Annotated in this window: 23 protein-coding genes; 18 read left to right on the forward strand and 5 right to left on the reverse strand. The window is 66.2% G+C overall.

Annotated elements, in window-relative coordinates; all coding sequences use genetic code 11:
* Positions 1 to 38 precede the first annotated feature (38 nt).
* A complete protein-coding gene (locus tag IB243_RS22370; RefSeq protein WP_057224591.1) occupies positions 39 to 944 on the reverse strand; it encodes a LysR family transcriptional regulator in 906 nt (301 codons plus the stop codon).
* A 274-nt stretch (positions 945 to 1,218) separates the two neighbouring features.
* Here IB243_RS22370 and IB243_RS22375 point away from each other — a divergent pair, with 274 nt between their 5' ends.
* From IB243_RS22375 to mmsB, 12 genes are all read left to right on the forward strand, one after another.
* Complete coding sequence (locus tag IB243_RS22375) at positions 1,219 to 1,398, forward strand: hypothetical protein (RefSeq protein WP_192429435.1); 180 nt, start codon at positions 1,219 to 1,221, stop codon at positions 1,396 to 1,398.
* Between the two features lie 12 nt (positions 1,399 to 1,410).
* Positions 1,411 to 2,247 carry a collagen-like protein gene (locus IB243_RS22380; RefSeq protein WP_192429436.1) on the forward strand — a complete coding sequence of 279 codons (837 nt, stop codon included), beginning with the start codon at positions 1,411 to 1,413 and terminating at the stop codon, positions 2,245 to 2,247.
* The gene (locus tag IB243_RS22385) at positions 2,244 to 3,092 is read left to right on the forward strand and encodes an aspartyl/asparaginyl beta-hydroxylase domain-containing protein (RefSeq protein WP_192429437.1); all 849 of its coding nucleotides are present in this window, start codon (positions 2,244 to 2,246) and stop codon (positions 3,090 to 3,092) included. Before IB243_RS22380 ends, IB243_RS22385 begins: the two co-directional genes overlap by 4 nt.
* Complete coding sequence (locus tag IB243_RS22390) at positions 3,080 to 4,108, forward strand: sulfotransferase family protein (RefSeq protein WP_192429438.1); 1,029 nt, start codon at positions 3,080 to 3,082, stop codon at positions 4,106 to 4,108. The genes IB243_RS22385 and IB243_RS22390 overlap by 13 nt, the downstream gene beginning before the upstream one ends.
* Positions 4,105 to 5,295: a hypothetical protein gene (locus tag IB243_RS22395; protein WP_192429439.1), complete on the forward strand. Its 1,191-nt coding sequence runs from the start codon at positions 4,105 to 4,107 to the stop codon at positions 5,293 to 5,295. The genes IB243_RS22390 and IB243_RS22395 overlap by 4 nt, the downstream gene beginning before the upstream one ends.
* Positions 5,296 to 5,307: 12 nt before the next feature.
* Positions 5,308 to 5,850, forward strand: coding sequence for a phage tail protein (locus tag IB243_RS22400; RefSeq protein WP_192429440.1), 543 nt, complete (start codon positions 5,308 to 5,310; stop codon positions 5,848 to 5,850).
* A 226-nt stretch (positions 5,851 to 6,076) separates the two neighbouring features.
* Positions 6,077 to 7,600 carry a CoA-acylating methylmalonate-semialdehyde dehydrogenase gene (locus IB243_RS22405; RefSeq protein WP_192429441.1) on the forward strand — a complete coding sequence of 508 codons (1,524 nt, stop codon included), beginning with the start codon at positions 6,077 to 6,079 and terminating at the stop codon, positions 7,598 to 7,600.
* A 193-nt stretch (positions 7,601 to 7,793) separates the two neighbouring features.
* The gene (locus IB243_RS22410) at positions 7,794 to 8,174 is read left to right on the forward strand and encodes a lysozyme inhibitor LprI family protein (RefSeq protein ID WP_192429603.1); all 381 of its coding nucleotides are present in this window, start codon (positions 7,794 to 7,796) and stop codon (positions 8,172 to 8,174) included.
* Positions 8,175 to 8,219: 45 nt separating this feature from the next.
* On the forward strand, positions 8,220 to 9,386 hold the full coding sequence (locus tag IB243_RS22415) for an acyl-CoA dehydrogenase family protein (protein ID WP_192429442.1): 1,167 nt from the start codon (positions 8,220 to 8,222) through the stop codon (positions 9,384 to 9,386).
* 72 nt (positions 9,387 to 9,458) lie between these two features.
* The gene (locus tag IB243_RS22420) at positions 9,459 to 9,923 is read left to right on the forward strand and encodes a TfoX/Sxy family protein (RefSeq protein ID WP_192429443.1); all 465 of its coding nucleotides are present in this window, start codon (positions 9,459 to 9,461) and stop codon (positions 9,921 to 9,923) included.
* Between the two features lie 30 nt (positions 9,924 to 9,953).
* Positions 9,954 to 10,355 carry a DUF488 domain-containing protein gene (locus IB243_RS22425; RefSeq protein ID WP_192429444.1) on the forward strand — a complete coding sequence of 134 codons (402 nt, stop codon included), beginning with the start codon at positions 9,954 to 9,956 and terminating at the stop codon, positions 10,353 to 10,355.
* 99 nt (positions 10,356 to 10,454) lie between these two features.
* The gene (gene mmsB, locus IB243_RS22430) at positions 10,455 to 11,357 is read left to right on the forward strand and encodes a 3-hydroxyisobutyrate dehydrogenase (RefSeq protein WP_370540383.1); all 903 of its coding nucleotides are present in this window, start codon (positions 10,455 to 10,457) and stop codon (positions 11,355 to 11,357) included.
* A 131-nt stretch (positions 11,358 to 11,488) separates the two neighbouring features.
* Here mmsB and IB243_RS22435 read toward each other — a convergent pair whose 3' ends face one another.
* Entirely contained in the window at positions 11,489 to 12,193 is a 705-nt protein-coding gene (locus tag IB243_RS22435; RefSeq protein ID WP_192429446.1) for an IPTL-CTERM sorting domain-containing protein, read from the reverse strand.
* Positions 12,194 to 12,433: 240 nt separating this feature from the next.
* On the opposite strand from IB243_RS22435, the gene IB243_RS22440 reads away from it, so the two are divergent.
* The 6 genes from IB243_RS22440 (at position 12,434) to IB243_RS22465 (ending at position 20,111) form a co-directional block, all read left to right on the forward strand.
* The gene (locus tag IB243_RS22440; protein WP_192429447.1) at positions 12,434 to 12,823 is read left to right on the forward strand and encodes a DUF2946 family protein; all 390 of its coding nucleotides are present in this window, start codon (positions 12,434 to 12,436) and stop codon (positions 12,821 to 12,823) included.
* A gap of 175 nt (positions 12,824 to 12,998) precedes the next feature.
* Positions 12,999 to 15,176, forward strand: a complete 2,178-nt coding sequence (locus tag IB243_RS22445) for a TonB-dependent siderophore receptor (protein WP_225585231.1) — start codon at positions 12,999 to 13,001, stop codon at positions 15,174 to 15,176.
* Between the two features lie 18 nt (positions 15,177 to 15,194).
* The gene (locus IB243_RS22450) at positions 15,195 to 16,808 is read left to right on the forward strand and encodes an ABC transporter substrate-binding protein (protein WP_225585233.1); all 1,614 of its coding nucleotides are present in this window, start codon (positions 15,195 to 15,197) and stop codon (positions 16,806 to 16,808) included.
* Positions 16,805 to 17,773, forward strand: a complete 969-nt coding sequence (locus IB243_RS22455; RefSeq protein ID WP_192429448.1) for an ABC transporter permease — start codon at positions 16,805 to 16,807, stop codon at positions 17,771 to 17,773. The genes IB243_RS22450 and IB243_RS22455 overlap by 4 nt, the downstream gene beginning before the upstream one ends.
* Positions 17,770 to 18,678 carry an ABC transporter permease gene (locus IB243_RS22460; RefSeq protein WP_192429449.1) on the forward strand — a complete coding sequence of 303 codons (909 nt, stop codon included), beginning with the start codon at positions 17,770 to 17,772 and terminating at the stop codon, positions 18,676 to 18,678. Before IB243_RS22455 ends, IB243_RS22460 begins: the two co-directional genes overlap by 4 nt.
* Complete coding sequence (locus IB243_RS22465; RefSeq protein ID WP_192429450.1) at positions 18,675 to 20,111, forward strand: ABC transporter ATP-binding protein; 1,437 nt, start codon at positions 18,675 to 18,677, stop codon at positions 20,109 to 20,111. The genes IB243_RS22460 and IB243_RS22465 overlap by 4 nt, the downstream gene beginning before the upstream one ends.
* Positions 20,112 to 20,146: 35 nt before the next feature.
* On the opposite strand, the gene IB243_RS22470 is transcribed toward IB243_RS22465, so the two are convergent.
* The 3 genes from IB243_RS22470 to IB243_RS22480 are packed head-to-tail and all read right to left on the reverse strand — an operon-like array spanning position 20,147 to position 26,059.
* Positions 20,147 to 23,797 (reverse strand): EAL domain-containing protein, encoded by a 3,651-nt coding sequence (locus IB243_RS22470; protein ID WP_192429451.1) that lies wholly within the window; start codon positions 23,795 to 23,797, stop codon positions 20,147 to 20,149.
* Position 23,798: 1 nt separating this feature from the next.
* A complete protein-coding gene (locus IB243_RS22475) occupies positions 23,799 to 24,212 on the reverse strand; it encodes a response regulator (RefSeq protein WP_192429452.1) in 414 nt (137 codons plus the stop codon).
* Complete coding sequence (locus IB243_RS22480; protein ID WP_192429453.1) at positions 24,209 to 26,059, reverse strand: PAS domain S-box protein; 1,851 nt, start codon at positions 26,057 to 26,059, stop codon at positions 24,209 to 24,211. The genes IB243_RS22475 and IB243_RS22480 overlap by 4 nt, the downstream gene beginning before the upstream one ends.
* Between the last annotated feature and the right edge of the window lie 62 nt (positions 26,060 to 26,121).

Here is a 26,121-nt window from a genome sequence, read left to right on the forward strand (position 1 = left end):
CTGGCCCTGGCGCTTATCCATCAAGCGCCATTAGCTCCTCATTCAATAGCATTGACCGCTGGCAGCAGGAGCCCTTGCTGCGCAGCCACGGTTTCGCGCAAGAACGCCCAGGTCGCCTGCATGCGCGCAACGTGTTTGTTCTCTGCAGGCATCGACATCCAGAACGTGCGCTGAAACCGCGCCACCCCGGGCAACACCGGGACCAGTGATGGGTCTTGCGCCGCCACGAAGGCGGGCAGCACCGCCAGCCCGGCACCGGCGCGCGCCGCCTCGTACTGCGCCAGGATGCTGGTGCTGCGCAGCACAAAATGCGCAGGGCGGTGCAACTCGTCCAGGATCTGCAGTTCCTTGCTGAACAGCAGGTCATCCACATAGCTGATGAAGGTGTGGCCGCGCAGGTCCTCGGCCGTGTGGATGGGCGCATGGCCCGCCAGGTAGCCGCGCGTGCCGTAGAGCTGCAGCACGTAGTCGGTGAGCTTGACCACCAGCACCGCGCCGCGCGCCGGGCGTTCCAGCGAAATCACGATGTCTGCCTCGCGCCGCGACAGGTGCACCAGCCGGGGCAGCGCCAGCAGGTCCACCACCAGGCCCGGGTGGCCCAGCGCAAAGCGGGCCAGCTGGGGCGCCAGGATCAGGTTGCCAAACCCTTCGGTGGTACCAATGCGCACCAGACCGTGCAGCCCCTGGCGCACGCCCGGTGCAGCACTCTCGACCGCAAGAAAGGCCGCCTCCATCGCCTCCACCTTGGGCATCAGCTGCCGCCCGGCCTCGGTCAGCCGGTGGCCCCCGGCTGCACGGGCAAACAGGGCCGAGCCGACTTGCTTTTCCAGCGCCTGCAGGCGACGCGACACGGTGGTGTGCTCCACGCCCAGGCGGCGTGCGGCACCCACCAGCGTGCCGGCGCGCGCCAGCTCCAGAAAGTAGCGGAAATGGTCCCAATCCATGTCCCGATTGTGGCGCCCCGCAAAGTGAAGACGGAAAAACACCCACTTCAGCACCCTCAAAACCAGACCGCTCCAGGCCGATCAGGCCCCCTGGATCGCTATGTCGGACATGTATCGCGTGATACATGTCATTTAGAAATTTACACAGTATGCTTTTTATTGCACACTGCGCCCGCACTGACACCAGCCAGAACTGGGCAGCGCAACCACAAGAGCCTTACAGCCATGGCGGCCGCGATGGCCGCCAGAAACAGTCCAGCGCAAGGGAGAAAAAATGAACGCATTTGCGCAGCCTTCGGGGCTGCCCGCAGGCACGCCTGTGCCCAGCCACGCGCCACGCTGCCTGCAGCGCCTGGCCATGGCGAACATCTGTGTCGCCATTGGCCATCAGCCACCCCTCTTTTTGCGCACCGTGGGCCACACCCTGCCCTCCTTTGCCCACCCGCATCCTTAGTCCCCGACCTCTATGCAACGCACCACCTTTCCCTATAAGTCGCTTTGGGCTGGCCAGGCCTGCCTGGTACTGGCCACTTTCACCGTCCATGCTGCGGATGTGAGCATCACCCCGCCGCCCGGTGGAGGGTTCGTGGTCAAGGGGCCTGCCAATACCGAGCGCCTGCGCGTGCAGGACTCCGGCGAAGTGCGGGTTCCCAGCTTGTCGGGAACCGCCAATACCAATGCCAATGTGCTGTGTTTTGACGGCCCGACCGGGCGGCTCGGCCAGTGCGCACCGGGCGTGACTGCGGGAGCCACCGGCGCCACGGGCCCGGCTGGTCTTACAGGGGCTACGGGCGCCACCGGTGCGACAGGCCCGGCGGGTCTGACGGGCGCAACAGGTGCAGCAGGCCCGACGGGGGCCACGGGCTCTGCGGGCGCGACCGGCGCTACCGGCCCTGCAGGAAGCCCTGGTGCGCAAGGAACAGCAGGTCTCACGGGCGCCACCGGAGCCACGGGCACGGTGGGCCCGGCAGGTGCCACAGGCGCCACGGGTGCGACCGGCCTCCCAGGCCCTGCGGGATCGCTCAATGTCAACGTGCGGACCGCATCCGGCACGGGCACGGCGGACAGCTGCAACGCGACCGCTTGCTGCCTACCTGGGGAGAAAGTTGTAGGGGGCGGGTACGAGGGTGCCAGCGGGGCTGGCGGGATCGACACGGGCGGCGTGTTCATCGCCGCCAACTACCCCACGGTGGGCGGCACCTGCGGCGCTTCGGTGCAAAGTTGGAGCATTCGGCTTCTGAACTCCTACCGCGTTCCCACCTTGACCTCGTCCTGTATCGCTTACGCCATCTGCGCGCAATGACGCCTCTGGAATCACCCGCTGAGCCACAGCCCCAGGGCGTGATGGTGCAGGGCATGCAAACGGCCCGGCTGCCCTGGCGGTTCGACGCCGCTGCAGCCCTGGCCGAAGTGAACGCCCTGCCGTCCTCGCTGTGGCGCACACATTTCAACGAAGGCCGCCACGACGGCGGGTGGCAGGCGCTTGCGCTGCGTTCTGCGCCTGAGGCCCCCATCGACATTGTCCCGGTTGATGTGGCGGCATCGGGCTATGCCAACACGCCCGCCCTGGAACAATGCCCCACGCTGTGCGCCATGCTGGAGACCATGGCTTTGCCATGGAAGTCCGTGCGGCTCATGCAGTTGCTGCCGGGCTGCGAGATCAAGGAGCACACCGATGCCGGTGTGTGCGCAGCGCGCGGCGAGGCCCGCCTGCATGTGCCGCTGCAGACGGGCGAGCAGGTGTTCTTCCATGTTGATGGCGAGCGCATCCCGCTGCGGGCTGGCGAGTGCTGGTACGTCGACGTATCGCGCCCGCACCGGGTTCGCAACCGTGGCAGCCAGACCCGGGTCCACCTGGTGGCGGACACCTCGGTGGACATGCGCCTGTTCGAGGCCTTCCGCGCCAGCGATGCCGGCGAGCCCCTGCCCGACCCCAGCGACCCGTGGAGCCAGTTCATCCGGTTTCGCGACTTCGTGGGAGCGGATGCAGAGCACTCCGCAAGGCTCAGCGCCATCACCAACACCGCCGAGTTCGTGCAGGAATCGGTGCGCATGGGGCAGGACGCCGGCTTTCAATTTGACGCATCGGATGTGGAGTCGGCCATGAAGGCCGGGCGCCGCGCGTGGGTGGAACAATGGATTCTGTGAACTTCAGCGGCTGGCGCCCGATCCGTTTTTACATCGCCAAGGGCCAGGTGATGGTGGACTGGATCCGCATGCTCGACGAGCCGCTGCGCGAGCCCTTCTTCCAGCACGGCATCCAGAGCCAGATGCAGCACCCCTTCCATCTGGCGTTCCGGCGCCAGACGCCGCTTCACGACCTGCTGGCCTGGCATGAACAGTCTCCGGGCCTCGATCCCTCGCTCGTCATCTTCCACGTGTCGCGCTGCGGCTCCACGCTCATCACCCAGGCGCTGGCCGAAAGCCCACACCATCTGCAGCTGTCGGAGCCCGCTCCGGTGGACTTTCTGCTGCGCCAGGCCTTGCCCAGCGGGCTCATCGACAAGGCGCAGGTCGTGCGTGCACTGCGCGCATGGGTCAGCGCCTGGGCCCAGCGCTGCGACAGCGCCAGCCCACGGCTCGAATCCGTGAGCATCAAGCTCGACGCCTGGAACACGGACAAGGCCCCGCTGGTGGCCGATGCCTGGCCCGAAGCGCGCTGGGTGTTTCTCGCCCGGGAACCGCTGTCAGTGCTGGTGTCGCAAATGCGGGAGCGCGCGTTCTTCCTGGTGCCGGGCACGCTGGGCGCCTGCCTGAAAGGCCTGAGCTTCCAGGAACTGGCCCTCATGCCCCATGAACTCTACTGCGCACGGGTACTGGGCGACATCTATGGAGCCATGGCCCGGGAGTTCGACCCCGCACGCACACTGCTGCTGGACCACACCGAGCTACCCGGCGCCATCGAAACAGACCTGCTGCCCCACATGCGCTGGCAGATGCCGGCAGATGACCGTGCGCGGATGCACGAACGCATCACGCGGCACGGCAAGCACCCCCACCAAGCCTATGTTCCAGACACGGAAACCAAACACAGCATGGCAAGCGACCATCTCCAATCCCTGACTGCGCAATGGATCGCCCCTCACTACCAGAGGATTCAGGACTTGCGCCAGTCCCACCGTTCGGCGGCCTCCCATCCGCTGGTTGAGGAGGCACTGCCATGATCGCGCCCCTGCATCGGCGCCATTTCCTGGCCACGGGCGGAGCAGTGGCGGCCACCGGCGTCCAGCTCTCGGCACCTGTTTTCGCATCGGCCGACCCGGCACGTCCCCGGTGGCGCATCCTGGGCATCGCGCCTGCATCAGAAAAGCTGCCGCAGCTTGCGCACGACTACCGGCAAGGCGTGGAGCTGGGCCTGGCGCAGGCTGGCGCCTCGCAGGTCGGGCTGACCTGGCTGTCGGCAGGCCCCTTGCCTGGAGCCCCTGCCAAGGCCATCGGGTCCGCACTGCAGGACGGCAAGATCGATGCCGTGATGGGGTGGATACCCCCTTTGCTGGCAAAAAAGGTATTGGCCCTGACGGAAAAGGCCGGTGTACCCCTCTGGATCAGCGACAGCGGGGCCGACATCGCAGCCCCTTCGGAGCACCACCCCCTGCTGGTTCGCCACAGCCTCGAACTGTGCGCCATGGCGTCCGCGCTGGCCGACACAGTGCATGCGCAATGTGGGTCACGCGCTTTCCTGTCGATGGGCTGGCACGAGTCGGGGTATGACTTCATCCAGGCCTTCCAGCACCGCTGGCGCTCATTGGGCGGGCAGATCGTGGGCCACCACATTGCAGGCACACCAGGACGTTCACCAGAGTTTGGTGACCTGAAACAGGCGATTGTTTCGCAGCAACCCGACGTGGTGATTGCGTTGTTCTCCGGCTCTCAGGCGAACCGTTTTACCCAATGGTGGCAAGCCCAGACGGCCTCTCTGCGCACCGAATTGGCGGGGTTTCCCTGGCTTTCCGATGGCGCCTCGGGCGTTCGTGCATGGACCGTGACAAGCTGGCCCACCGCCAACATCGCAGAGCCTGGCTGGAAGGCCGGCTTCGCACAGGCAGGCCTTGCGTGGACCGCTGGCGCACTGCTGGGTGCCGAGGCGGGCTTCAGCCTGGGCACCGCCCTGGCGGCGGCCACCCCGGGGACCAGCGCACACGACCTTTGGGCAACCTTGCACACCGCACCGCTTTCTGGTCCTCGCGGGGAACGCCGGTGGGCCCATGCCACTAATGACAGCGTGGGTCCACTGTGGGACCGCTCCACCGTGCTCAATACGCAGGCTTGGCCCCAGCGCCAGGCCCATACCGCCCTTTCTGCGTCCTCGGCCGCACACAGCGGCTGGACGACCGGCTACTTTTTGACTTGATGAGGAACCCCCATGAGTAACCCGCTTCTTGCTGAAATCAGAATATTCGCTGGCAATTTCGCCCCTCGCGGATGGGCCTTTTGCCAAGGGCAGCTAATGAGCATTGCCCAGAATACGGCCTTGTTTTCCCTGCTCGGCACCACCTATGGTGGCAATGGACAGACCACCTTTGGGCTTCCAGATCTGCGCGGCCGGGTTCCCGTAGGATGGGGGCAGGGCCAAGGGCTTTCACCAGTGGATCTGGGGGAAGTGTCAGGCAGCCCCACACACACCCTCAACAGCACGGAAATGCCGGCGCATACGCATGCAGCGCCCACGATCCCGGCATCCACCACCCTGGGCACGGTGCAGGAGCCCGGCCCCCTTGCCATACCAGCGGGGTCCAACCAGCGCAATGCCCAGTATGCAGCCAGCAACACCGCGAATACCCAATTGGCCATGAGCAGCGCGACGACGGGCAGTACCGGGGGCAACCAGCCGTTCTCCGTTATGCAGCCCTACCTGGGCCTCAACTACATCATCGCCTTGGAGGGCATATTCCCGTCCAGAAACTGAGTGCTCCCCAGCGGGAGCAAGCGAAAAAAGGGCAAACGGCAGCGGTTGCCCTTTTTTGTTTTCTGGCATCTCACACGGCTCCGAGCTTGCTCCAGGTTGCCCTGACGATGTGCATAAAAGCACATTGGCGTTGCAGTTTGCGGCATTGTAATTACATATTTGCACGCATAACATGCACGGGTTGGCCTGCATTGCGGGCCCTTTCCAACCCCCCGGAGACAAACCCATGAACGCACCCACCAACGTGGCCGCACTGGCCCCCACCGTCAAGCTGCTGATCGGCGGCCAGTTCGTCGAGTCCAAGACCACCGAGTGGCGCGACGTGGTCAACCCGGCCACCCAAGAGGTATTGGCCCGCGTGCCGTTTGCCACGGCCGAAGAAATCGATGCCGCCGTGGCCTCGGCCAAGGAAGCGTTCAAGACCTGGAAGAAGACGCCCATCGGCACGCGCGCCCGCATCTTCCTCAAGTACCAGCAGCTCATCCGCGAAAACATGGCCGAGCTGGCCGCCATCCTCACGGCCGAACAAGGCAAGACCTTGCCCGACGCCGAAGGCGACGTGTTCCGTGGCCTGGAAGTGGTGGAACACGCCGCCAGCATCGGTAACCTGCAGCTGGGCGAGCTGGCCAACAACGTGGCCGGTGGCGTCGATACCTACACCCTGCTGCAGCCGCTGGGTGTGTGCGCGGGCATCACCCCCTTCAACTTCCCGGCCATGATCCCGCTGTGGATGTTCCCCATGGCGATTGCCACGGGCAACACCTTCGTGCTCAAGCCCTCCGAGCAGGACCCCATGGTGACCATGCGCCTGGTCGAATTGGCGCTCGAAGCGGGCATTCCACCCGGCGTGCTCAACGTGATCCACGGCGGCGAAATGGCCGTCAACGCGATCTGCGACCACAAGGACATCAAGGCAGTCTCCTTCGTGGGCTCCACCAAGGTGGGCACCCATGTGTACAACCGCGCCACCCTGGCCGGCAAGCGCGCGCAATGCATGATGGGCGCCAAGAACCACGCGATCATCCTGCCCGACGCAAACAAGGAACAGTCGCTCAACGCCATCGCCGGTGCCGCATTTGGCGCGGCCGGCCAGCGCTGCATGGCCTTGCCCGTGGTGGTGCTGGTGGGCGAGGCGCAAAAGTGGATTCCCGATCTGGTGGCCAAGGCCAAGACGCTCAAGGTCAACGGCGGCACCGAAAAGGGCACGGACGTGGGGCCGCTCGTTTCCTGTGCGGCGCTCTCGCGTGTGGAAAGCCTGATCGAACGCGGCATTGCCGACGGCGCCACGCTGGAGCTGGACGGCCGCAAGCCCACGGTGCCCGGCTATGAAAAGGGCAACTTCGTGGGCCCGACGATCTTCTCGAACGTGCAGCCCGGCATGGCCATCTACGACCAGGAAATCTTTGGCCCCGTGCTGGCCCTGGTGCCCGCCGCCGACATCGATGAAGCCATCGAATTCATCAACAGCAACCCGAATGGCAACGGCACCGCCATCTTCACCCAGTCGGGTGCGGCTGCACGCAAGTTCCAGGAAGAGATCGATGTGGGCCAGGTCGGCATCAACGTGCCAATCCCCGTGCCAGTGCCGCTGTTCTCGTTCACGGGTTCGCGCGCGTCCAAGCTGGGCGACCTGGGCCCTTACGGCAAGCAGGTCGTCATGTTCTACACGCAGACCAAGACGGTGACGGCCCGCTGGTTTGATGACAGCACCACGTCGCATGGTGTGAACACGACGATTAGCTTGAAGTGACATCCCCCTGAGGCGCTGCGCGCCTTCCCCCTTCTCTTGCATCGCTGCGCGATGCGGAAGGGGGACGCCACCCGTGCGGCGGGGCGACCCTTGCACGGTGGCACTGGCCTTAGGCCGCGCCAGTAGTGACCACTGTGGTCGATGGTAAAAGCGGGGCATGCAAATTGATCTGACAATGATGCGGGGATGGACCATGGTCTTCGGTGCGGCTTGCGTGATGCTGGTGGGAGCTGATGCCCACGCGCAAGCCGGTGCCGCCTGCAAACCCAGCGGCACGGTGGACGAAACCAATGCTTGCGCGGTGCAGGCCTTTCAGGCGGCAGACACGCAGATTGGCATCCTTTACGGCGATGTGATGCGCGCCCTGTCGGCCCACGAGCGGCCCCAGCTGCGGCAGGAGCACACGGCCTGGCAGCGCGAACGCACCACGCGCTGCAAGCAGGCCACGCGCAGTGCCGAGTCGCAGCCCCAGTGGCCGCGCCTTTACCACGCGTGTTTGACGACGGAGACCGAGGCCCGCCGCAAGGGCCTGATGCGCTGGCTGACGCTGGACCATCCGTCCGCCAAGCCCTGAGCCTGGCGCCCAGAACAACAAGAACCGACGACGAGACAGAACACCATGGACTTTGAACTCACCGAAGAACAACGCGCCTTTGCCCAGACGGCCCGCGACTTTGCGCAAGCCGAGTTCGCGCCCCACTCGGCGTTGTGGGACGCTGAAGGCATCTTCCCCAAGGAAGCCATCGCCAAGGCAGGCGAACTGGGCTTTTGTGGCCTGTACGCGCCCGAAAACGCGGGTGGCCTCGCCCTGCCCCGCCTGGACGCCACGCTGGTGTTCGAGGAAATGGCCGCCATCGACCCCAGCACCACCGCTTTCATCACCATCCACAACATGGCCACCTGGATGCTGGGCACCTGGGCCACCCCCGCCGTGCGCGACCACTGGGGGCCGCTGCTGACCACGGGCGAAAAGCTAGCGTCCTACTGTTTGACGGAGCCCGGCGCGGGCTCGGACGCCGCCTCGCTCAAGACGCGCGCCGAACTGGTCGGAGCCGAATACGTCATCAACGGCAGCAAGGCCTTCATCAGCGGCGCGGGCAGCACCGACGTGCTGGTGCTCATGGCACGCACGGGCGACTCGGCCTCGGGCGCCAGCGGCATCAGCGCCTTTGCCGTGCCAGCCGATGCACCCGGCATCACCTACGGCAAAAAGGAACACAAGATGGGCTGGAACAGCCAGCCCACGCGCACCATCAGTTTTGACAACGTGCGCATCCCCGCCGATCACCTGCTGGGCCGCGAGGGTGAAGGCTTCAAGATCGCGATGAAGGGCCTGGACGGCGGCCGCATCAACATCGCCACCTGCTCGGTGGGCGCTGCGCAAGGCGCGCTCAACGCCGCGCAGCAATACATGCTGGACCGCAAGCAGTTTGGCAAACCCATCGCCAGCTTCCAGGCGCTGCAGTTCAAGCTGGCCGACATGGCGACCGAGCTGGTCGCCGCGCGCCAGATGGTGCGCCTGGCCGCCAGCAAGCTCGACGCGGGCGCCCGCGATGCCTCCACCTACTGCGCCATGGCCAAGCGTTTTGCCACCGATGCGGGCTTTACCGTGTGCAACGAGGCGCTGCAACTGCACGGCGGCTACGGCTATATCCGCGAATACCCGCTGGAGCGCCTGGTGCGTGACTCCCGCGTGCACCAGATTCTGGAAGGCACCAACGAAATCATGCGCGTGATCATTGCGCGCCGCATGCTGGATGGAGATGCCACGGAGGCCATCCGATAGGCGGATACTCCGATTTTTATAGCTGCCAGCGCTTAACTATCAAGCGCCAGCGATCTATTTAGCCTTAAAACCATGCCCGCCCGCCCCCTCTCCGACGAAACGCTGCACCTGATCGACGCCGTGCGCACGGCGCTTGCGCACCGCAGCGACGTGGAGGAGCGCGCGCTGTTCGGCACCCATGCGTTTTTTGTGGACGGCAAGATGTGTGTCGCCGTCAAGGGTGAAGAGCTGCTGGTGCGCCTGCCACCCGACCGCCACGGCGAATTGCAGGAGATGCAGAACACCCGCGAGATCTCGCCCGGCGGCGGCATGAAAGGCTACTTCTGGGTGGAACCCAACGGCTACGCCACACGGGCGCAGTGGAACTACTGGGTCGAAGAAGCCCTGGCCTACAACCCGTTGGCCAAGGCGTCGCCGCGCAAGAAGAAAACAACCAACACTCCGGCTGCAGCGAAGAAAGCACCCGCCAGCACCGGCACCAAGCCGAAGACAAAAGCCACGGCGAAGAAGCACAGCATCTTCGAAGCCGACGACTGATCTGCCCCACCCTACCCGGAGCCCACCACCATGCCCCTTCGCATCGTCCGCCTTGGCACCCCGCGCGCAGCTGATGAAGGCACCCGCATTGGCACCGTGCGTCGCCCGCCGCGTGGCGTGCCCAAGGCCGAGTTCGCAAGCCGCGACTACTACGACGTGTGGTATCCCATGCTCTCCCCCAGCGCCGAGTTGATGGCCCAGGGCCAGCAGGTACAACCCGGTAAGGAAGGCGACAAGGAGTGGGAGGCGTTCGTCAAATTGTTCCGCAAGGAGCTGGCCCAGCCCGAGGCCAGCCGAACGCTGGATTTGCTGGCCGCGCTGTCGCACCACAGCGCCATGTCGCTGGGCTGCTACTGCGAGGACGAAGCCCGCTGCCACCGCTCGGTGCTGCGCGCTGAGCTGGCCGGCCGTGGGGCAGACATCAGCCGCTAGATTTCAAGCATTTTTGGCCTCTAGCGCTTGATGGATAAGCGCTACCAGCTATCAAATTCATATTAACCCAGACACCATCCCTTTCACCATCACAACGACATCCAGGAGCAACACACCATGAAAATCGCATTCATTGGCCTCGGCAACATGGGCGGCCCCATGGCCCACAACCTGCACAAGGCAGGCCACGAGGTGAGCGCGTTCGACCTCTCGCAGCCCGCACGCGACAAGCTCGCGACCGACGGCGTGCCCATCGCCTCCGATGCCAAGGCAGCAGTGGCTGGCGCCGAAGTCGTCATCAGCATGCTGCCCGCCAGCCCGCATGTGGATTCACTCTTTCTGGGCCAGGGCGAGCTGCTGGCCCAATTGCCTGCGGGCACGCTGGTGATCGACTGCTCCACCATCGCTGCCGCCACCTCCCGCAAGGTGGCCGACGCCGCCAAGGCCAAGGGCGTGGCCTTCATCGACGCCCCCGTCTCGGGCGGCACCGGCGGTGCCATTGCGGGCACGCTGACCTTCATGGTCGGCGGCGACGCGGCTGACCTGGAACGCGCCCGCCCCGTGCTCGAAAAGATGGGCGCCAACATCTTCCACGCAGGCAGCGTGGGCGCAGGCCAGACGGCCAAGATCTGCAACAACATGCTGCTGGGCATCTTGATGGCAGGCACCAGCGAGGCCATCGCCCTGGGCGTGGCCAACGGTCTGGACCCCAAGGTGCTGTCCGAAATCATGCGCCGCAGCTCGGGCGGCAACTGGGCGCTGGAGAAGTACAACCCCTTCCCCGGCGTGATGGAAACCGCGCCCGCCAGCAAGGGCTATGCGGGCGGCTTCGGCACCGACCTGATGCTCAAGGACCTGGGCCTGGCGCAGGAGAACGCCATGGCGGTGAAGGCCGCCACCCCCCTGGGCGGCATGGCGCGCAACCTGTATGCGGCGCACAGCCTGGCGGGGCATGGGGCGCTGGACTTCTCCAGCATCATCAAGATGGTGCAGAAGGGTTGATCGAACACTCCTCAATCACAAAAAACGCCAGCGTCTGCTGGCGTTTTTTGTTTGGACTGAGCGGAGTTGAGAACACCGCTCACCTGTCCAAGCGGCCATTCGGCAGACCGCGCGTCCAGTGGCGCAAACACCTAACTCCGTTGTCCCACTTTGAGACGGTGACGCGGCATCACAAAAGCGGCAACTGCCATCAAGCCGATCAACAGGATCAAGCCCCATTCGGACAGGGTAGGCACGGAGGTGGCCGCTGGGGCCGCCGCTATGGACCAGACCCGAGCAGAACCAAATGCCAGCGACCGGCTGGTGTCGCCAGCCAGGACGAGAGTGCATGAATCCGGCACACCCGCAGGCGAGGCGGCGACGGTAAGACACTGCGCGTTGTGATCGACTTCCCCTGTTGCCTGGAAAAATATCCAGGAATGCCGATCACCCGGCACATGGGGAGAAGTTCCGGTCAACCAGCGCTGGACCCGGATATCCGTGGCGGTGATGGCGCCGGAGGCGTTGGTGGACACGTTGAAAAGGAAGATGCGAGCAGCCGGGTCTGCGCTGGAGTAGGTGTGGATCCCATCCGAGAAGCTGAAGGCCGTGACCAAGGGCGCGATGTTCGCGCCAGCAAGATTGGCCGCCAGCGGGGCGGACGTTGTGAACGAGCCTGATGCGCCTATGCCTGTATTGAAGTTCTGGCAGGGGCCCGTGACACAGAGCGTGAAATTAATGAGCAGGGTGTAGTTACCCGTCGCGGTTGCCACGTAGGTCGTGGGCTGCGCATGGGCCGCCGCCGCAGTGCACAGCAGCACAAGCGCCGCGAGCCAATTCTTAAGGCAATCTTTCATTGGGGCCCCCTCTCCGTTTTTTTGAAAAAAAGAGAGCCATGGTACCTACATTCGTCCCGGATGTGGCCTGGCACCCGACATGGTCCAGTCGTTCCAAGTGCTAGGCGAACCCTCCGGTTTTATCTGCTTCCTGAATAGTCCAAAAAACCCAGTCCTCACGCCGCGAGGGTGTGGTTGGAAATTTCCTCCAGACTCACCCACCAAACTCCGTCCGCAGTTGAGTATGATTCGCATCCCCTCATGCTGCGCCGCACCATCCCCGCCCTGCCTTTCCACATCGTGCTTCTGCTGGTGGCGTTGTTCAACGCCCTGGCAGGCGCGCCCTTGCATGAGGCTCGGCACATTCAGGAGGTGGTGGCCAACACCACGGCCTCGGCAACCGCAGGCGACGTAGACGCGTTGGCAAGCAGCCCAACGGCCAGCGGCGAGCACAGCGAAGAGACACATACCACCTGTGCCTGGTGCCTGACCCACGCGCTGGAGGCTGGCCTGGCGCATGCAGCGGCCCACCAGCCGCCACTGCCCGCAGAACCCACCGCCGTAGCACCGCAAGGCGCAGACCCCTTCACGGCCCAGCAGGTGCGCTGGCCGTTTGCCGCGCGCGATCCCCCGCCAGCCCATCGGGCCTGACACGCGTCAGGCCCCAGCCAGCCAGCGCCCTGTGGCGCACCCCCTTCTTGTTTTCGGCCTTGTGTTCACCCGGCGGGGTGGGCACGGGCATGCGGCTCTGTGCGCCCGCCATCCCCCGGCGAGCGCGGGCCGGTGTTCCTGGCTTTTGCATTCATTGCTTTTGGACTGGTTTGCCATGCGTTCTTCGTCTTCTCTTTTTTCCTCACGCCTTGTGGCCTTGCCGCGCCCCACGCTGACGGCTGTGGCGGTTGCGTCGCTCTTTGCATCCCTCAGCCCCGCCTGGGCCACTGACGACGATGCGATCGCCGCCCCCACCCTCTCTGCCGTGGACGTGGTGGGCCGCAGTGCCTCAGGCGCCTACTACGCCGACGAAGCCGAGGGCGCCAAGACCAGCCTGCCGCTGCGCGAGCTGCCGCAATCCGTGCGTGTGATGTCGCGCCAGACGCTGGACGACCTGGGCGCCACCAGGCTGGACGATGTGCTGGACTACGTGGGCGGCGTCTCGCGCCAGAACAACTTTGGTGGGCTGTGGGACAACATCGCCATCCGGGGCCTGCCGGGCAACGAGAACACGGGCATGGCGACCTTGCTCAACGGCTTTTCATCCAACCGGGGCTTCAATGCGCCGCGCGATCTGGCGGGGGTGGAGCGGGTGGAGTTCCTCAAGGGCCCTGCGGCCGCGCTGTATGGCAGCAGCGAGCCCGGCGGCACGCTCAACATCGTGAGCAAGAAGCCGCTATGGAAGGCTGCCCATTCGGTAGAGGCCTACGCAGGCAACCACGGCCTGGGCCGTGCAGCGCTGGACGCCACCGGCCCCATCAACGACCGTCTGGCCTACCGCCTGAATGTGGCGGTGGAAGACAAAGGCAGCTTTCGCGACCATGTGAGCGCGCAACGGCAGGTGGTGGCGCCAGCGTTTACCTGGAAACTCTCGCCCGACACGGTGCTGGAGTACACGTCTGAATTTCTGCGCCACGCCACGCCGCTGGACCGGGGTGTAGTGGCTGTGAACAACCGCCTGGGCGCCGTACCTGCCAGCCGCTTTCTGGGCGAGCCCGCCGATGGCGATGTGACGGTAACCAACCAGACCCACCAGCTGGTGCTGTCCCACGAATGGAACGCCGACTGGCGCAGCCGTGCGGGCCTGTCGTACCGCGAGACCGGGCTCAAGGGCTTTTCGACCGAGGCCACCGCCCTGCAGGCCGATGGCCGCACGCTGACGCGCCAGCGGCGGTATCGCGACTTCCAGTCGGACGACGTGGCCGTGCAGGCCGAGCTGCAGGGCAACCTGCGCACGGGCGGGCTGGAGCATGAACTGCTGGTGGGGGTGGAGAGCTTCCGGTTCAGCATGGATTCGGCAATGCTGCGCGTGAACCCCAGCGCTACGGCACCCTATGCCATCGACATCTTCAACCCGGTGCACGGCCAGGCTCAGCCCGCGCCCGGGCGCAACACCGACACGCTGGAGAAGCAGCGCAACACCGCGCTATATGTGCAAGACACCTTGAAACTGGGCGAGCAATGGCGCGTGATGGCCGGGCTGCGGGCCGACCACTACGACCAGAGCCTGCAAAACCGCATCACCCACCGCACCACGGCGCAAAGCCCCTCGGCCGTGTCGCCGCGCCTGGGGGTGAGCTGGCTGCCGCTGCAGGGCGTGACGGTGTATGCCAATGCGGGCACGTCGTTCCGCCCCAACGCGGGCAGCGATGCCGCGGGCAACGCCTTCGACCCCGAAAAAGCCCACGCCCTGGAGCTGGGCGCCAAGTGGGAGAGCGCCGACCAGCGCCTGGGCGCCACGGCGGCGCTGTTCGACATCACCAAGCGCAACGCCCTGACCAGCGACCCGCTGAACGCAGGCTTTTCTGCTGCTGCAGGCGAGGTGCGCAGCCGGGGGCTGGAGCTGGACCTGTCGGGCCGCGTGAGCGCACATTGGCGGGTGAACGCCAGCCTGGTGTTCAATGACGTGGAAGTGACCCGCGACAACACGCTGGAGGTGGGCGGCCGCCTGCTGAACGTGCCCAAGGTCAACGGCAGCGTGCTGGCGGTGTACGAAAACGCGCTTGCCAACGGCCAGCGCTATGGCGTGGGCGGCGGTGTGACCCACATGGGTAAACGCCTGGGCCAGGCCCGCACGCAGGCCGAGGCCAATGCGGGCACGGCTGCATTTGACCTGCCCAGCTACACCACGGCCAAGCTGATGGCCTATTGGCGCCTGAGCCCCACACTGAACCTGTCGCTGGACGTGGACAACGTGTTTGACAAGGTGCACTACACCAGCTCGTACAGCCGCGTGTGGGTGGCGCCGGGGGCAGCGCGCACCGTCACCGTCGGGCTGCAGGCGAAGTTCTGAGTGGTGCCGGTGACCTGCATGACAACACTTTCAGCCGCCCCCAAACCCCTGACACGCCGCCGTGCCTTGCAGGCCCCCGTGGCCGCGCTGGCGGCAGGCGCCCTGCCCGCTGCCTGGGCGCAGGGTACACCACCCGCATCCGCCCCCGCACCACTGCAAATCGTCGGCCCGTGGGAGATCAGCGGCCTGGCGCCCGCCAGCAGCGGCTACGTGTTCACACGCCTGCAGGTCACCGAAACCCTGCTGGACGCTGCAGACGACGGCCAGCCACGGCCCGCGCTGGCGCGGCTCTGGCGCCGGTCGGCGGATGGGCTGGTGTGGCAGTTTGAGCTGCGGCCCGGGGCGCGTTTTCATGATGGCACGCCGGTGACCGCCGCCGCCGTGGTGCGCAACCTGCAGGCCGCGCAGGTGGCGCCTGCGCTGCTGAGCCAGGCGCCCATCGAATCCATCACCGCGCCCGACGAGGGCACGGTGCTCATTCGCCTGCAGCGCCCCCACACCGCCCTGCCCGCGCTGTTGGCGCACTCCAGCACCATGGTGCTGGCCCCGGCCAGCTATGGGACGGACGGCAAGGTGCGCAGCATCATCGGCAGCGGCCCGTACCGCATCGCCGTGCTGGTGCCGCCGCAGCAGGTCGAGACGGTAGTGTTCGACGCCTACGACGGCCCGCGCCCCGCGATTGCCGCCGTGCGCTACCTGGCTGCCAGCCGCGCCGAAACCCGCGCGCTGATGGCCGAGAGCGGCCAGGCCGACCTGGCGTACGGGCTGGACCCCGCCAGCCTGCGGCGGCTGCGGCGCCATGCGCAGAACCCGGCGCAAACACGCCGCGCGCAAGTTCGCATCGAATCGGTCACGCTGCCACGCACCGTCATCGTCAAGCTCAACGCGGGCCTGCCTGCGCTGCGCGATGTGCGCGTGCGCCAGGCGCTGAGCCTGGTCATCGACCGCGCGGGCATTGCGCTGGCGCTGATGGGCGACGAGGCGCTGGCCGCCACGCAGCTGCTGCCGCCCACGCTGGGCGCGTGGCACAACCCGCACCTGCCCCCGCTGCAGCACGACCCCGAAGCCGCCGCGCGCTTGCTGCGCGCCGCTGGCTGGCAACGCCACGGCGACGGCCTGCGTGATGCCGAGGGCCAGCCGCTGCAGCTGGTGATCCGCACCTTTGTGGACCGACCCGAGCTGCCGCTGATTGCCACCGCCTTGCAGGAGCAATGGCGGCTGGCGGGCATTGCCGTGAACGTGAGCATCGGCAACTCGGGCGATGTGCCTCTGGGCCACCGCGACGGCAGCCTGCAGCTGGCGCTGGCTGCACGCAACTACGCCAATGTGCCGGACCCCACAGGCACGCTGGCGGGCGACTTTGCCGCCCAGGGCGGCGACTGGGGCGCCATGGGCTGGCACAGCGATGCCGTGGTGCAGGCCCTGCAAGCGCTGGCGCGCACCCAGACCACGCCCGAGCACACACGCGCCCTGCGGCAAACCATCACGCACACCCTGCAAGCTGAGCTGCCCGTGATCCCCGTGGCGTGGTACCGCCAGCATGTGGCCGTGGCCCCCCGGCTGGCGGGCGTCACGCTGGACCCGTTGGAGCGTTCTTACCGCCTGACCGGCATGGAGTGGACCAACCCATGAACCCCTTGATTTCAAAACCCTGGGCCGCCCTGCTCAGCCGCAGGCTGGTGCAGGTGCTGGCCGTGTCCCTGCTGATCGGCACGCTGTGCTTTTTGATGGTGCGCGCCCTGCCAGGCGACCTGGCCATGCGCGTGGCGGCGGGCCGCTATGGCTACGACCTGGTGAGCAACGCCGCCGCCGACGCCGTGCGCGCCGATCTGGGGCTGGACCGCCCCGGCTGGCTGGCACTGCTGCACTGGTGGCGAGACATGGCCACCTTCAACCTGGGGCAGTCGCTGGTGTCGCAGCGTTCGGTGTGGCACGAGGTCACGCACCACCTGGGCGCCACGCTGCGGCTGTCGGCCGCCGCGCTGGCCATTGCCTTTGCCGTCGGTGTGCCGCTGGGCGTGTGGGCAGGGCTGCGGCCCCAGGGCTGGGTGGACAAGGCCAGCTGGCTGATGGCCGTGGTGCTGCGGGCGCTGCCGCCGTTCTTGCTGTCGGTGCTGCTCATCCTGCTGGTGGCGGTGCAATGGGGCTTTTTGCCAGCAGGCGGTGACGAGAGCCAAGCCAGCCTGGTGCTGCCCGCGCTCACGCTGGGGCTGGGCCTGGCCGCCGGGCTGGCGCGTGTGACCCGTGCTGCGATGCTGGAGGTGGTGGTGTCGCCCTTTTTTGAATTTGCCCGCACCAAGGGCCTGAGCGACTGGCAAGCGCTGGTGCGCCACGGCCTGCGCAATGCGGCCGTGCCGGTGACGGCCTACCTGGGCGTGCAGGCGCTGTTTCTGGTGGAAGGCGCGCTGGTGGTGGAGACGCTGTTTGCCTGGCCCGGCATCGGCCACGCGCTGGTGCACGCCGTGTTTGGGCGCGACATCCCTGTGGTGCAAGGCACGGCCCTGTGCATGGGCGTGCTGTTTGTGGTGTTCAACCTGCTGGTGGATGCGGCGTGCCTCGCGCTGGACCCCCGACATACCCAGAAGGTGGCGAAATGAGCAGCCCCCCTGAGTCGCTGCGCGCCATCCCCCCAGAGGGGGGACGCACCCCGGTGGCCTGGCAAAGCCAGTTCCACGGGGGCGCTGAGGCAGAGCCTTCTGTCCCCTCGCGTCCTTTCCGCCGGCCTGTTCGCACCGTGCTGGGCATTGCTTTGCTCGGCCTGCTGGCTCTGTTTGCCCTGCTCGGCCCCTGGCTGGTGGGCGCCAGCCCGGTGGTGCAAGACCTGCGCAACACCCTGGCGCCCCCCAGCGCCCAGCACTGGCTGGGCACCGATGTGCTGGGCCGCTCGGCGCTGGCGCGGCTGGCGCATGCGGCGCAGCTCTCGCTGGGCATGGCGCTGCTGGCGGCCGTGAGCGCCGCCGTGCCCGGCACGCTGCTGGGCATTGCCGCCGCATGGCGCGGTGGGCGCACCGAGCGCGCGCTGCTCATGCTGTCGGACTCGGTGCTGGCCATCCCCGGCCTGCTGCTGGTGCTGCTGATTGCGGCACTGACACCCGGCGCGCTGTGGGCGCTGTATGCGGGCCTGTCGGCGGCGCTGTGGGTCGAGTACTTCCGCGTCAGCCGCGCGGTGGCCCGGCCCGTGCTGGCGGGCGACGCGGTGCAGGCATCGCGCCTGCTGGGCTTTGGGCGCGGCTATGTGCTGCGCCACCACCTGCTGCCCGCGCTGGCACCCACACTGGGCACGCTGCTGGCCTTCACCACCTCGCAGGCCGTGCTGGCGCTGGCCGCGCTGGGTTTTGTGGGCGTGGGCATGCAGCCGCCCACGCCCGAGCTGGGCCTGATGATGACCGAGGCCATGCCGTATTACGAAGAAGCCCCCTGGCTCATTGCCGCCCCCACCGCCCTGCTGGTGTGGCTGGTGGCGGCGATGATGCTGCTCAACCCCGACCGGGAGACCACATGACCACGCCTTTGAAATCCGACGCACTGCTGGTCGTAGAGGGCCTGGGCATCCAGGTCGGCGGCAAGCGGCTGCTGCGCGACATCAGCTTCAGCCTGCGGCCGGGCGAGGCGCTGACGCTGGTGGGCGAAAGCGGCGCGGGCAAGTCGCTGCTGGCCCAGGCCATCATGGGCAACCTGCCGCCCGCGCTGCAGGCCACGGGCCAGATCACGCTGGATGGCACCACCACCCGCGCCCAGGACGCCGCCGCGCGCCGCGCCCTGTGGGGCCGCAAGCTCGCGCTGCTGCCGCAAGAGCCCTCGCTCGCGCTCAACCCCCTGGCCCGCGTGGCACCGCAGCTGGCCGAGGTGTACCGCCTGCTGCACCAGCAGCCCGCCAGCGCCGCCAGCGCACAGGCCGAACAGGTGCTGGGCGCTGCGGGCCTGGGCAGTGCTGGCAGCCACTACCCCTGGCAACTATCGGGCGGCATGGCCCAGCGCGCCGTAGCCGCCATCACCCTGGCCGGTGGTGCCCCGGTGCTGATGGTGGACGAGCCCACCAAGGGCCTGGACGCGCATTGGCGCAGCCGCATGGTGGAGCTGTTCCGGGGTGTGCTGCAGGCGGGCGGCTGCCTGCTCACCATCACGCACGACATGGAGGTGGCCCAGGCGCTGGGCGGCCAGGTCATCGTGCTGCGCCATGGGCAAGCGGTGGAGCAAGGCGACGTCCACACCGTGGCGGCAGCGCCGCAGCACACCTTCACCCGCCAGCTGATGGATGCCGACCCCGCCCGCTGGCTGCCGTTCGCGCCGCCCCTGATCGGCGAGCCCGTGGTGCAAGCGCGCGGCATCTCGAAGGCCTATGGCGCGCAGAAGCTGTTTGCGCCCATGGATCTGAATATCCGCAGCGGCGAACGCGTGGCGGTGCAGGGCCCCAGCGGCACCGGCAAAAGCACGCTGGGCAATGTGCTGCTGGGCCTGGTAGCGCCCGACACGGGCCGTGTGGAGCGCAGCGCCTGGCTGCGCCCGCATGCGTTCCAAAAGCTGTACCAGGACCCGGTCAGTTCGTTTGCCCCGCACATCAGTCTGGCCCAGTCGCTGCGCGATGCTGCCCGCCTGCACCGCTGCGACTGGAAGGCAGTGCAGCAGCGCCTGGAGCAACTGCGCGTGCCCGAGGATCTGTTGGCACGCAAGCCAGAGCAGGTGTCCGGCGGTGAGTTGCAGCGCATTGCGCTGGCGCGGGTGCTGGTGGCCCAGCCGGCCTTGCTGTTTGCCGACGAGCCCACGTCACGGCTGGACCCTATTACCCAACACGAGTCGCTGAAAGTGCTGCTCGATGCGGTGCAGGAAACCGGGGCCGCTTTGGTGCTGGTGACCCATGACGAACACATCGCAGGGGCCATCTCGACGAGAACCCTCCACTTCGCAGCGGCGGCCCCCCATCCGCTGGGGTCGTAGCGGCAAGGAAAGTCTGTGGGGGCCGCCGGCCAGGTTCACGAACCAGAATGTGCCCCCCGGCCCTGCGCCAGAGGGAGAAGAAAACGGACCTCAAACACCTCTGCGGCTACCGGCTTGCTGAGCAGGTAGCCCTGGATTTCGTCGCAACCCAGCAGTGCAAGCCGGCGGCGTTGGTCGTCCGTCTCGACCCCTTCGGCAACCACCTTGAGTCCCAGCGAGTGGCCCATGCTGATGATGGCCGAGACCAAGGCCTGGCCCTGCTGGCCCGTGTCCATCCCCAGGATGAAAGAGCGGTCGATCTTGAGGGTGTCAGCCGGCAGCGTGGCCAGATAGCTCAAAGACGAGAACCCGGTGCCAAAGTCATCGATGGCGATCGTGATGCCCATCTCACGCAGGGCGTGCAGGCTGCTGCGGCTGTGCTCCACATCCTCCATGACCATGCTCTCGGTAATCTCCAGCTCCAGCCCGGCCCCTGCGGCCGGGTCAAAGGCCAGCGCCTCGCGCACCTCGGCCACAAAGCTGCGGTGGCGCAGCTGCAGAAACGACACGTTGACCGCCACACGCAGCGGCGCACGGCCGGACTGCCGCCAGCGCTGGTTGTCTGCCAGCGCCTGCTGAAGCGCCCAGCGGCCTACGTCGTAGATGAGGCCCGTTTCCTCCAGGATGGGAATAAAAAGCCCGGGTGGCACCAGGCCACGCTCGGGGTCGTTCCAGCGGATAAGGGCCTCGGCACCTGTCACCACGCCACTGGCCAGACACTGCTTGGGCTGGTAGTGCAGAACAAACTGTTCCCGCTCCAGGGCCTCGCGCAGGCGGCCTTCCATGCCCAGGGCCTCGGCCACCCGGGTGTTCATCTCGGAGGTGTAGAACAGCAGGCTGTCTGCCGAGGCCTTGGCCTTGTTGACAGCCGCCTCCGCATTGCGCAGCAGCGTTTCGGCATCCGCGCCATCCATGGGGTACAAGGCGAGACCCGCCTTGGCGGCCATGCGCAGCTCGGTGGCGCCCAGGGCAAAGGGCGTGTCAAAACAGGTGCGCAAGAGATGATCCACCGCGAGGGCCACCGACCCTGCATCGCGCGCATCGGTCACCGCGATGCCGTAGCTGTTGATGCCAATGCGCGCCACGTCATATACATCCCCTGCAGCGTGCTGCAGCCGCTGCGCCACTTGCCGGAGCAGTTCGTCACCCATCTGACGCCCCAGCGTGTCATTGACGAAGCGAAAGCGGCTGATGTCCATCAGCGCGATACCCAGCAAAGGCCGGGGGCCTTCGCGCGGGCGCAAGTGCTGGCCGGTGCGTTCCAGAAAAAGGGTGCGGTTGGGCAGCCCGGTGATCTCATCGTAGTAGGCCAGGTAGCTCAGCCGGTCTTCCTTGTCGAGGTGATCCAGTGCAAAACCGATGTCCCCGGCCAGCTCGGTCAACAGCTTCATCTCGGTCTCGTCGAAGAAGCCCACCTCTTCGGAAAACAGCGCCAGCACCCCCACCACCTCGCGCGCAACCAACAAAGGCAGCATGGCCAGCGATGCCACCCCGCTCTGCGCCAGCAGGTCTGGAAAGAGAATTCTCGGGTCGCCCGCCACGTCGTCGCAAACGGCGGGAAGCCCCGTGCGCACCACCTGCGCGCTCAGGCTCTCGCCCGGGGTAGGCTGCGCGTGAAGCCGCAGGCGGTCCCGGATGTGCGACAGGAAATCCTCTCCAGCCCCGGACAGCGCCACGGGAACCAGCTGTTGGCTGGGCAGGTCCACCCTGCCCAGCCACGCGATCTTGAACTGTCCCTCCTCCACCGCGATGCGGCACGCCTCGTGAAAGAGCTCGTCGCGCTTGCGCACCCGCACGATCAATGTGTTGATGCCGCTGAGCATGGCGTACACCCGGTTGAGCCGCTTGATCTTGTGCTCGGCGTCCTTGCGCTCGGTGATGTCTTCACCCAGGGCGGCCACCCCCGTCACCTGTCCACCCGCCGACCGCAGCACGGTGTTGTTCCAGTGCACCAGCCTGCGCTCGCCAGAACGGGTGAGGATTTCGTTGTCGTAGTGCCAGGCCGAGGGCCGATCCGCCAGCACATCGGCGAACACATCACGCACATCCGCCAGCTCCGGTGGCAGAAACAGCGAGAACCAGCTTTGCCCGAAGACCTCCTCGCGCCGCCACCCGGTCAGGCGCAACAGGTAGTCGTTGCAGTAGGTGATGCGACCTTCGCAATCGAGCATCAACGAGATCATCTCGACCTTGTCGAGCATGTCGTTGAAGCGCCGATCACTTTCGTGCAACTCTTCTTCGGCGCGTTTTTCCTTGGTGACGTCCTGGATGGTGTTGAACCAGCGGCTTTGTTCACCACGGCCTGCCTCGTCTTCCAGGGGCTCCATCACCTGCCGCAGGTGCAGCAGTTCGCCATCTGCGCGCAGCACTCGGTAGGTGAAATCCAGGCGAGCCCCCTGGTGCGCGGCCTGCAGCGCATGTTGGCGGAACATGTCGCGGTCTTGCGGGTGCACCAGCGCCAGCCAATCACGCGCGGACTTTGGCATGGCCTCTTCGGCCAGCCCCAACATGTCTGGCAGCGTGTCCAGCCAGCTTTCAAAAGCGCCATCGGGCCCACTGATCACATGGGTGATCTTGGCAAGTGCCTGCGCCCTTCGCAGGCTGGCCTTGTTGGTGCGCAGCGCGTCCATGGCACGCTGGCGCTCGAACACTTCCACCTGCAGTTGTTCGGCGTGTTTCTGGATCTCGATGTACAGGCTGCCGTTTTCGTAGATGCGGCCCACCTGGGCCCCCAGGATGGCCAGGACTTTTTCGTCGTCGGCACTGAACGCATCCTCGCCCTGCTTGTTGGCCAGGCAGATCCAGCCATAGGAAAACGAGAGCGAGGTGATGGGCGCAATCAACCCCGTATGCAGTGGCGGGTAGCCCGCAGGCAGGCCAATCTCGCTCGGGTCTCCGCTTTCATTGGCCAGGCGCTGCGAGCGGCGTGCGGCACGCAACTGCCCCAGAAGGCCATGCGAAACCACCGGCAAGTCCAGCAACCCAGGCAGCGCGGGCTCGATGCCACTGGTGCAGGTGATGGAGGTATCGCCTTGCTTGCGCACCACACCCAGCACCGCATACTGCGCCCCCACCAGCTCGCGTGCGCCACGGCACACATTGGCCAGCAGCACCTGCGGGTCCCGCTCGGAGGCCAGCTGCAGGTTCAAATCGGTCAGCGCCGCCAGGCGCCGGTTCATGGTTTCCAGCTCGGCGATGTTGCCCGTGAGCTTGTCCGTCATGAGCTGCAAGTGCCGCGTCTGAAAGCTGTGTTCCAGTGGACGGAAAGGCTGTGGCGGCACCTGGGACAAGGCCTGTTCAATGGCCGAGATGATTTCCTGTGGCTCGCAGGGTTTCACCAGCACCTGCGTCACTCCACAGGCCAGTGCCAGGTTGCGGGCCTCCTGCTCGCGGTAGTGCGCACTGTAGAAAATCACCTGCGTTGCGGCCAATTGATGGTCGGCCCGCAGCTGGCGAACAAATTCGTAGCCGTCCATCGTCGGCATCAGGATGTCGGAAATCACCAGGTCAGGGTGCTCGGCACGCACGAGGGCCAGCGCCTCGGCACCGTCCGAGGCCTCCAGGGCCTGGTGGCCGCTGTGCCCAATGAGCGTGACCACCAGCGCACGGTTGGCCGAAAGGTCATCGACAACAAGGATCTTGGCCATGCTACCCCGGGGACCAACGTGAGGCCGCGCCCGGCGGCGCGCAGGACGACGAGCCCAGAAACGCCTCGACCTGGCTCACGAAGGTTTCTGGCGTGATGGGCTTGGACAGGTGCTCGTCAAAACCGACTTCAAGCGCCTTCTCGCGGTCGCCCGGCATGGAAAAAGCGGTCACCGCCACCAACGGCACCACACGCCATGTGGGGTGCGAGCGCAGGCTTTGTGCCACCTCATACCCATTCATCACAGGCATTTGCAGATCGCACAAGATCAGGTCGGGCCTTTCGGCCAACGCCAGCCCCAGGCCTAGCGCACCGTTTTCGGCCAGCAGCACGCGGTGTCCTGCGTTTTCGAGCAGATAGGTGACGAGCATCCGACTGGCGTCATCGTCTTCGATGACCAGGATCGTGGCTTTCATGCGCTGGCCTCCTGAAATTTCACCGTGAAGGTGCTGCCCTGCCCCTCGATGCTCTCCAGGCCCACGCTTCCCCCCAGGGCCTCGGCAAGCTTGCGGCTGAGGTGCAGCCCGAGGCCGGTGCCTTCGTGGTGGCGCTGGTCGGCGCTTTCGACCCTGGAGAAGGCCTCGAAGAGCCGCGATTGCTCTTGCAAGGGAATGCCGGGCCCGGTATCGCGCACCGACACCTGCACGGTGCGCCCTTGGGACGCGGGGGTTTCCTCCAGCACCACGTCGACACGCCCCTGCGGCGTGAATTTAATGGCATTGCCCACCAGATTGATCAGTATCTGGCTGAAAGCCCGGCGGTCGGTGTGCAACTGCACCGCATGGGCGGGGGCCTGTACGTTGAACACCAGACCCTTGCGCACGGCCTCCGGCTCCAGCGTTGCGGCGACCTCTGCCACGATGCCACGGCAATCGAGTGCCTCGACGTGGAGCGACACCTTGTTGGCGCTGAGCTTGGCCACATCGAGCAAGTCGTTGATGAGCGAGAGCAGGTGCCGCGCCCCCGTCTGCACGATGCGCAACTGTTTGTCCTGCTCAGGGTTGAGCGGCCCCGGCAACTGCATCAGCAAGGTGCCCGTGAAACCGATGATGGCGTTGAGCGGAGTTCGCAGTTCGTGGGACATGCTGGCCAGAAAACGGTCTTTGACCAAGGCCGCATTTTCAAGCTCCAGGTTCTTGTCGCGCAAGGCCCGTTCGATCCGTTTGCGCTCGGTCACATCACGGATCGCGCTGGAGACAAACAGGCCTTCTTCCGTCTCCAGCGGGCTCAGGCTGATCTCGACCGGAAACTCGGAACCGTCCTTGCGCAGGCCATACAGATCAAGGCCTGCGCCCATCGAGCGGGAACGTGGTTCCGCAAAAAAACGGTGGCGATGTTCGGGGTGCCGGCCACTGAAGCGCTCGGGCACCAGCAGCTCGATCTTCTGGCCCAGGAGTTCGTCGCGGCTCCAGCCAAACAGTTTCACGGCCTGCGAATTGACCAGCACAATGCGGCCCTCCCGGTCGACGATGACCATCGCGTCCGGCGCGGCTTCCAGCAGGTCCTTGAACTTCTGGTCGGCCCGCTTGCGGTCGGTGATGTCGCGGATGGCACTCATCACCATCGCCCCTTCTTCGGTGTGGATCGGGCTCAGGCTGATCTCCACCGGAAATTCCCCACCGTCCTTGCGCAGGCCAAACAGCTCCAGCCCCGCCCCCATGGTGCGGGTGCGCGGTGTTCCGAAGAAACCGCTGCGGTGCCCCAGGTGTGCACCCCGGTAGCGGTGAGGCAACAGCACCTCCACCGCCTGCCCCAGCAACTCGGCCCTTTCGTAGCCAAACACGCGCCCGGCCTGGGAGTTCACCAGGACGATGCGGCCCGTTACGTTGACCATCACGATCGCGTCGGGGGTGGATTCGAGCAGGTCACGAAACCGCGCCTCCAGCAGCTTGGCCTCGCGCTGGACCTTGAGCTGGGTGACATCCTTCTTGCTCGACAGAAAGTACAGCAGTTGGCCAGCCTCGTCGTACACAGCCTTGGTGGACACGTTGACGTGCACCAGCGAACCATCCTTGCGGCGACGCACCGACTCGTGCACGGTAGTCAGGCCCCGCAGGGCCTCTGCCCGGATCTCATCTTCTTCATGGGCCCGGTTCTCGGGAACAATGAGATCAATGAGGCGCCTGCCTTGGGCCTCTGCCGGTGCATAGCCAAAGATCGCTTCGGCAGCCGGGTTCCAGTTGAGCACCACCCCCTCAGGCGACAGCACCAGCAGCGCATCGGGGTTTTGCTCCCAATATGCGGCAGAAAAATCAGAAGCCATGCAGCCCTCCCTGTAGGGACCACCCCCTACCTGCATCCCTTTGTAGTGTGTGCGTGCGGATG

The sequence above is a fragment of the Acidovorax sp. ACV01 genome, from assembly GCF_014851495.1.
Classification (GTDB): Bacteria; Pseudomonadota; Gammaproteobacteria; order Burkholderiales; family Burkholderiaceae_C; genus Acidovorax; species Acidovorax radicis.

Bases quoted from the DNA above. Each gene is read 5' to 3' on its own strand.
- IB243_RS22450 (WP_225585233.1), top strand. From the start codon at position 15,195: ATGACAACACTTTCAGCCGCCCCCAAACCCCTGACACGCCGCCGTGCC.
- IB243_RS22435 (WP_192429446.1), bottom strand. From the start codon at position 12,193: ATGAAAGATTGCCTTAAGAATTGGCTCGCGGCGCTTGTGCTGCTGTGC.
- IB243_RS22370 (WP_057224591.1), bottom strand. From the start codon at position 944: ATGGATTGGGACCATTTCCGCTACTTTCTGGAGCTGGCGCGCGCCGGC.
- IB243_RS22415 (WP_192429442.1), top strand. From the start codon at position 8,220: ATGGACTTTGAACTCACCGAAGAACAACGCGCCTTTGCCCAGACGGCC.
- IB243_RS22470 (WP_192429451.1), bottom strand. From the start codon at position 23,797: ATGGCCAAGATCCTTGTTGTCGATGACCTTTCGGCCAACCGTGCGCTG.
- IB243_RS22460 (WP_192429449.1), top strand. From the start codon at position 17,770: ATGAGCAGCCCCCCTGAGTCGCTGCGCGCCATCCCCCCAGAGGGGGGA.
- IB243_RS22380 (WP_192429436.1), top strand. From the start codon at position 1,411: ATGCAACGCACCACCTTTCCCTATAAGTCGCTTTGGGCTGGCCAGGCC.
- IB243_RS22465 (WP_192429450.1), top strand. From the start codon at position 18,675: ATGACCACGCCTTTGAAATCCGACGCACTGCTGGTCGTAGAGGGCCTG.
- IB243_RS22475 (WP_192429452.1), bottom strand. From the start codon at position 24,212: ATGAAAGCCACGATCCTGGTCATCGAAGACGATGACGCCAGTCGGATG.
- IB243_RS22375 (WP_192429435.1), top strand. From the start codon at position 1,219: ATGAACGCATTTGCGCAGCCTTCGGGGCTGCCCGCAGGCACGCCTGTG.
- IB243_RS22420 (WP_192429443.1), top strand. From the start codon at position 9,459: ATGCCCGCCCGCCCCCTCTCCGACGAAACGCTGCACCTGATCGACGCC.
- IB243_RS22405 (WP_192429441.1), top strand. From the start codon at position 6,077: ATGAACGCACCCACCAACGTGGCCGCACTGGCCCCCACCGTCAAGCTG.
- IB243_RS22410 (WP_192429603.1), top strand. From the start codon at position 7,794: ATGGTCTTCGGTGCGGCTTGCGTGATGCTGGTGGGAGCTGATGCCCAC.
- IB243_RS22385 (WP_192429437.1), top strand. From the start codon at position 2,244: ATGACGCCTCTGGAATCACCCGCTGAGCCACAGCCCCAGGGCGTGATG.
- IB243_RS22390 (WP_192429438.1), top strand. From the start codon at position 3,080: ATGGATTCTGTGAACTTCAGCGGCTGGCGCCCGATCCGTTTTTACATC.
- IB243_RS22425 (WP_192429444.1), top strand. From the start codon at position 9,954: ATGCCCCTTCGCATCGTCCGCCTTGGCACCCCGCGCGCAGCTGATGAA.
- IB243_RS22400 (WP_192429440.1), top strand. From the start codon at position 5,308: ATGAGTAACCCGCTTCTTGCTGAAATCAGAATATTCGCTGGCAATTTC.
- IB243_RS22480 (WP_192429453.1), bottom strand. From the start codon at position 26,059: ATGGCTTCTGATTTTTCTGCCGCATATTGGGAGCAAAACCCCGATGCG.
- IB243_RS22455 (WP_192429448.1), top strand. From the start codon at position 16,805: ATGAACCCCTTGATTTCAAAACCCTGGGCCGCCCTGCTCAGCCGCAGG.
- IB243_RS22395 (WP_192429439.1), top strand. From the start codon at position 4,105: ATGATCGCGCCCCTGCATCGGCGCCATTTCCTGGCCACGGGCGGAGCA.
- IB243_RS22445 (WP_225585231.1), top strand. From the start codon at position 12,999: ATGCGTTCTTCGTCTTCTCTTTTTTCCTCACGCCTTGTGGCCTTGCCG.
- IB243_RS22440 (WP_192429447.1), top strand. From the start codon at position 12,434: ATGCTGCGCCGCACCATCCCCGCCCTGCCTTTCCACATCGTGCTTCTG.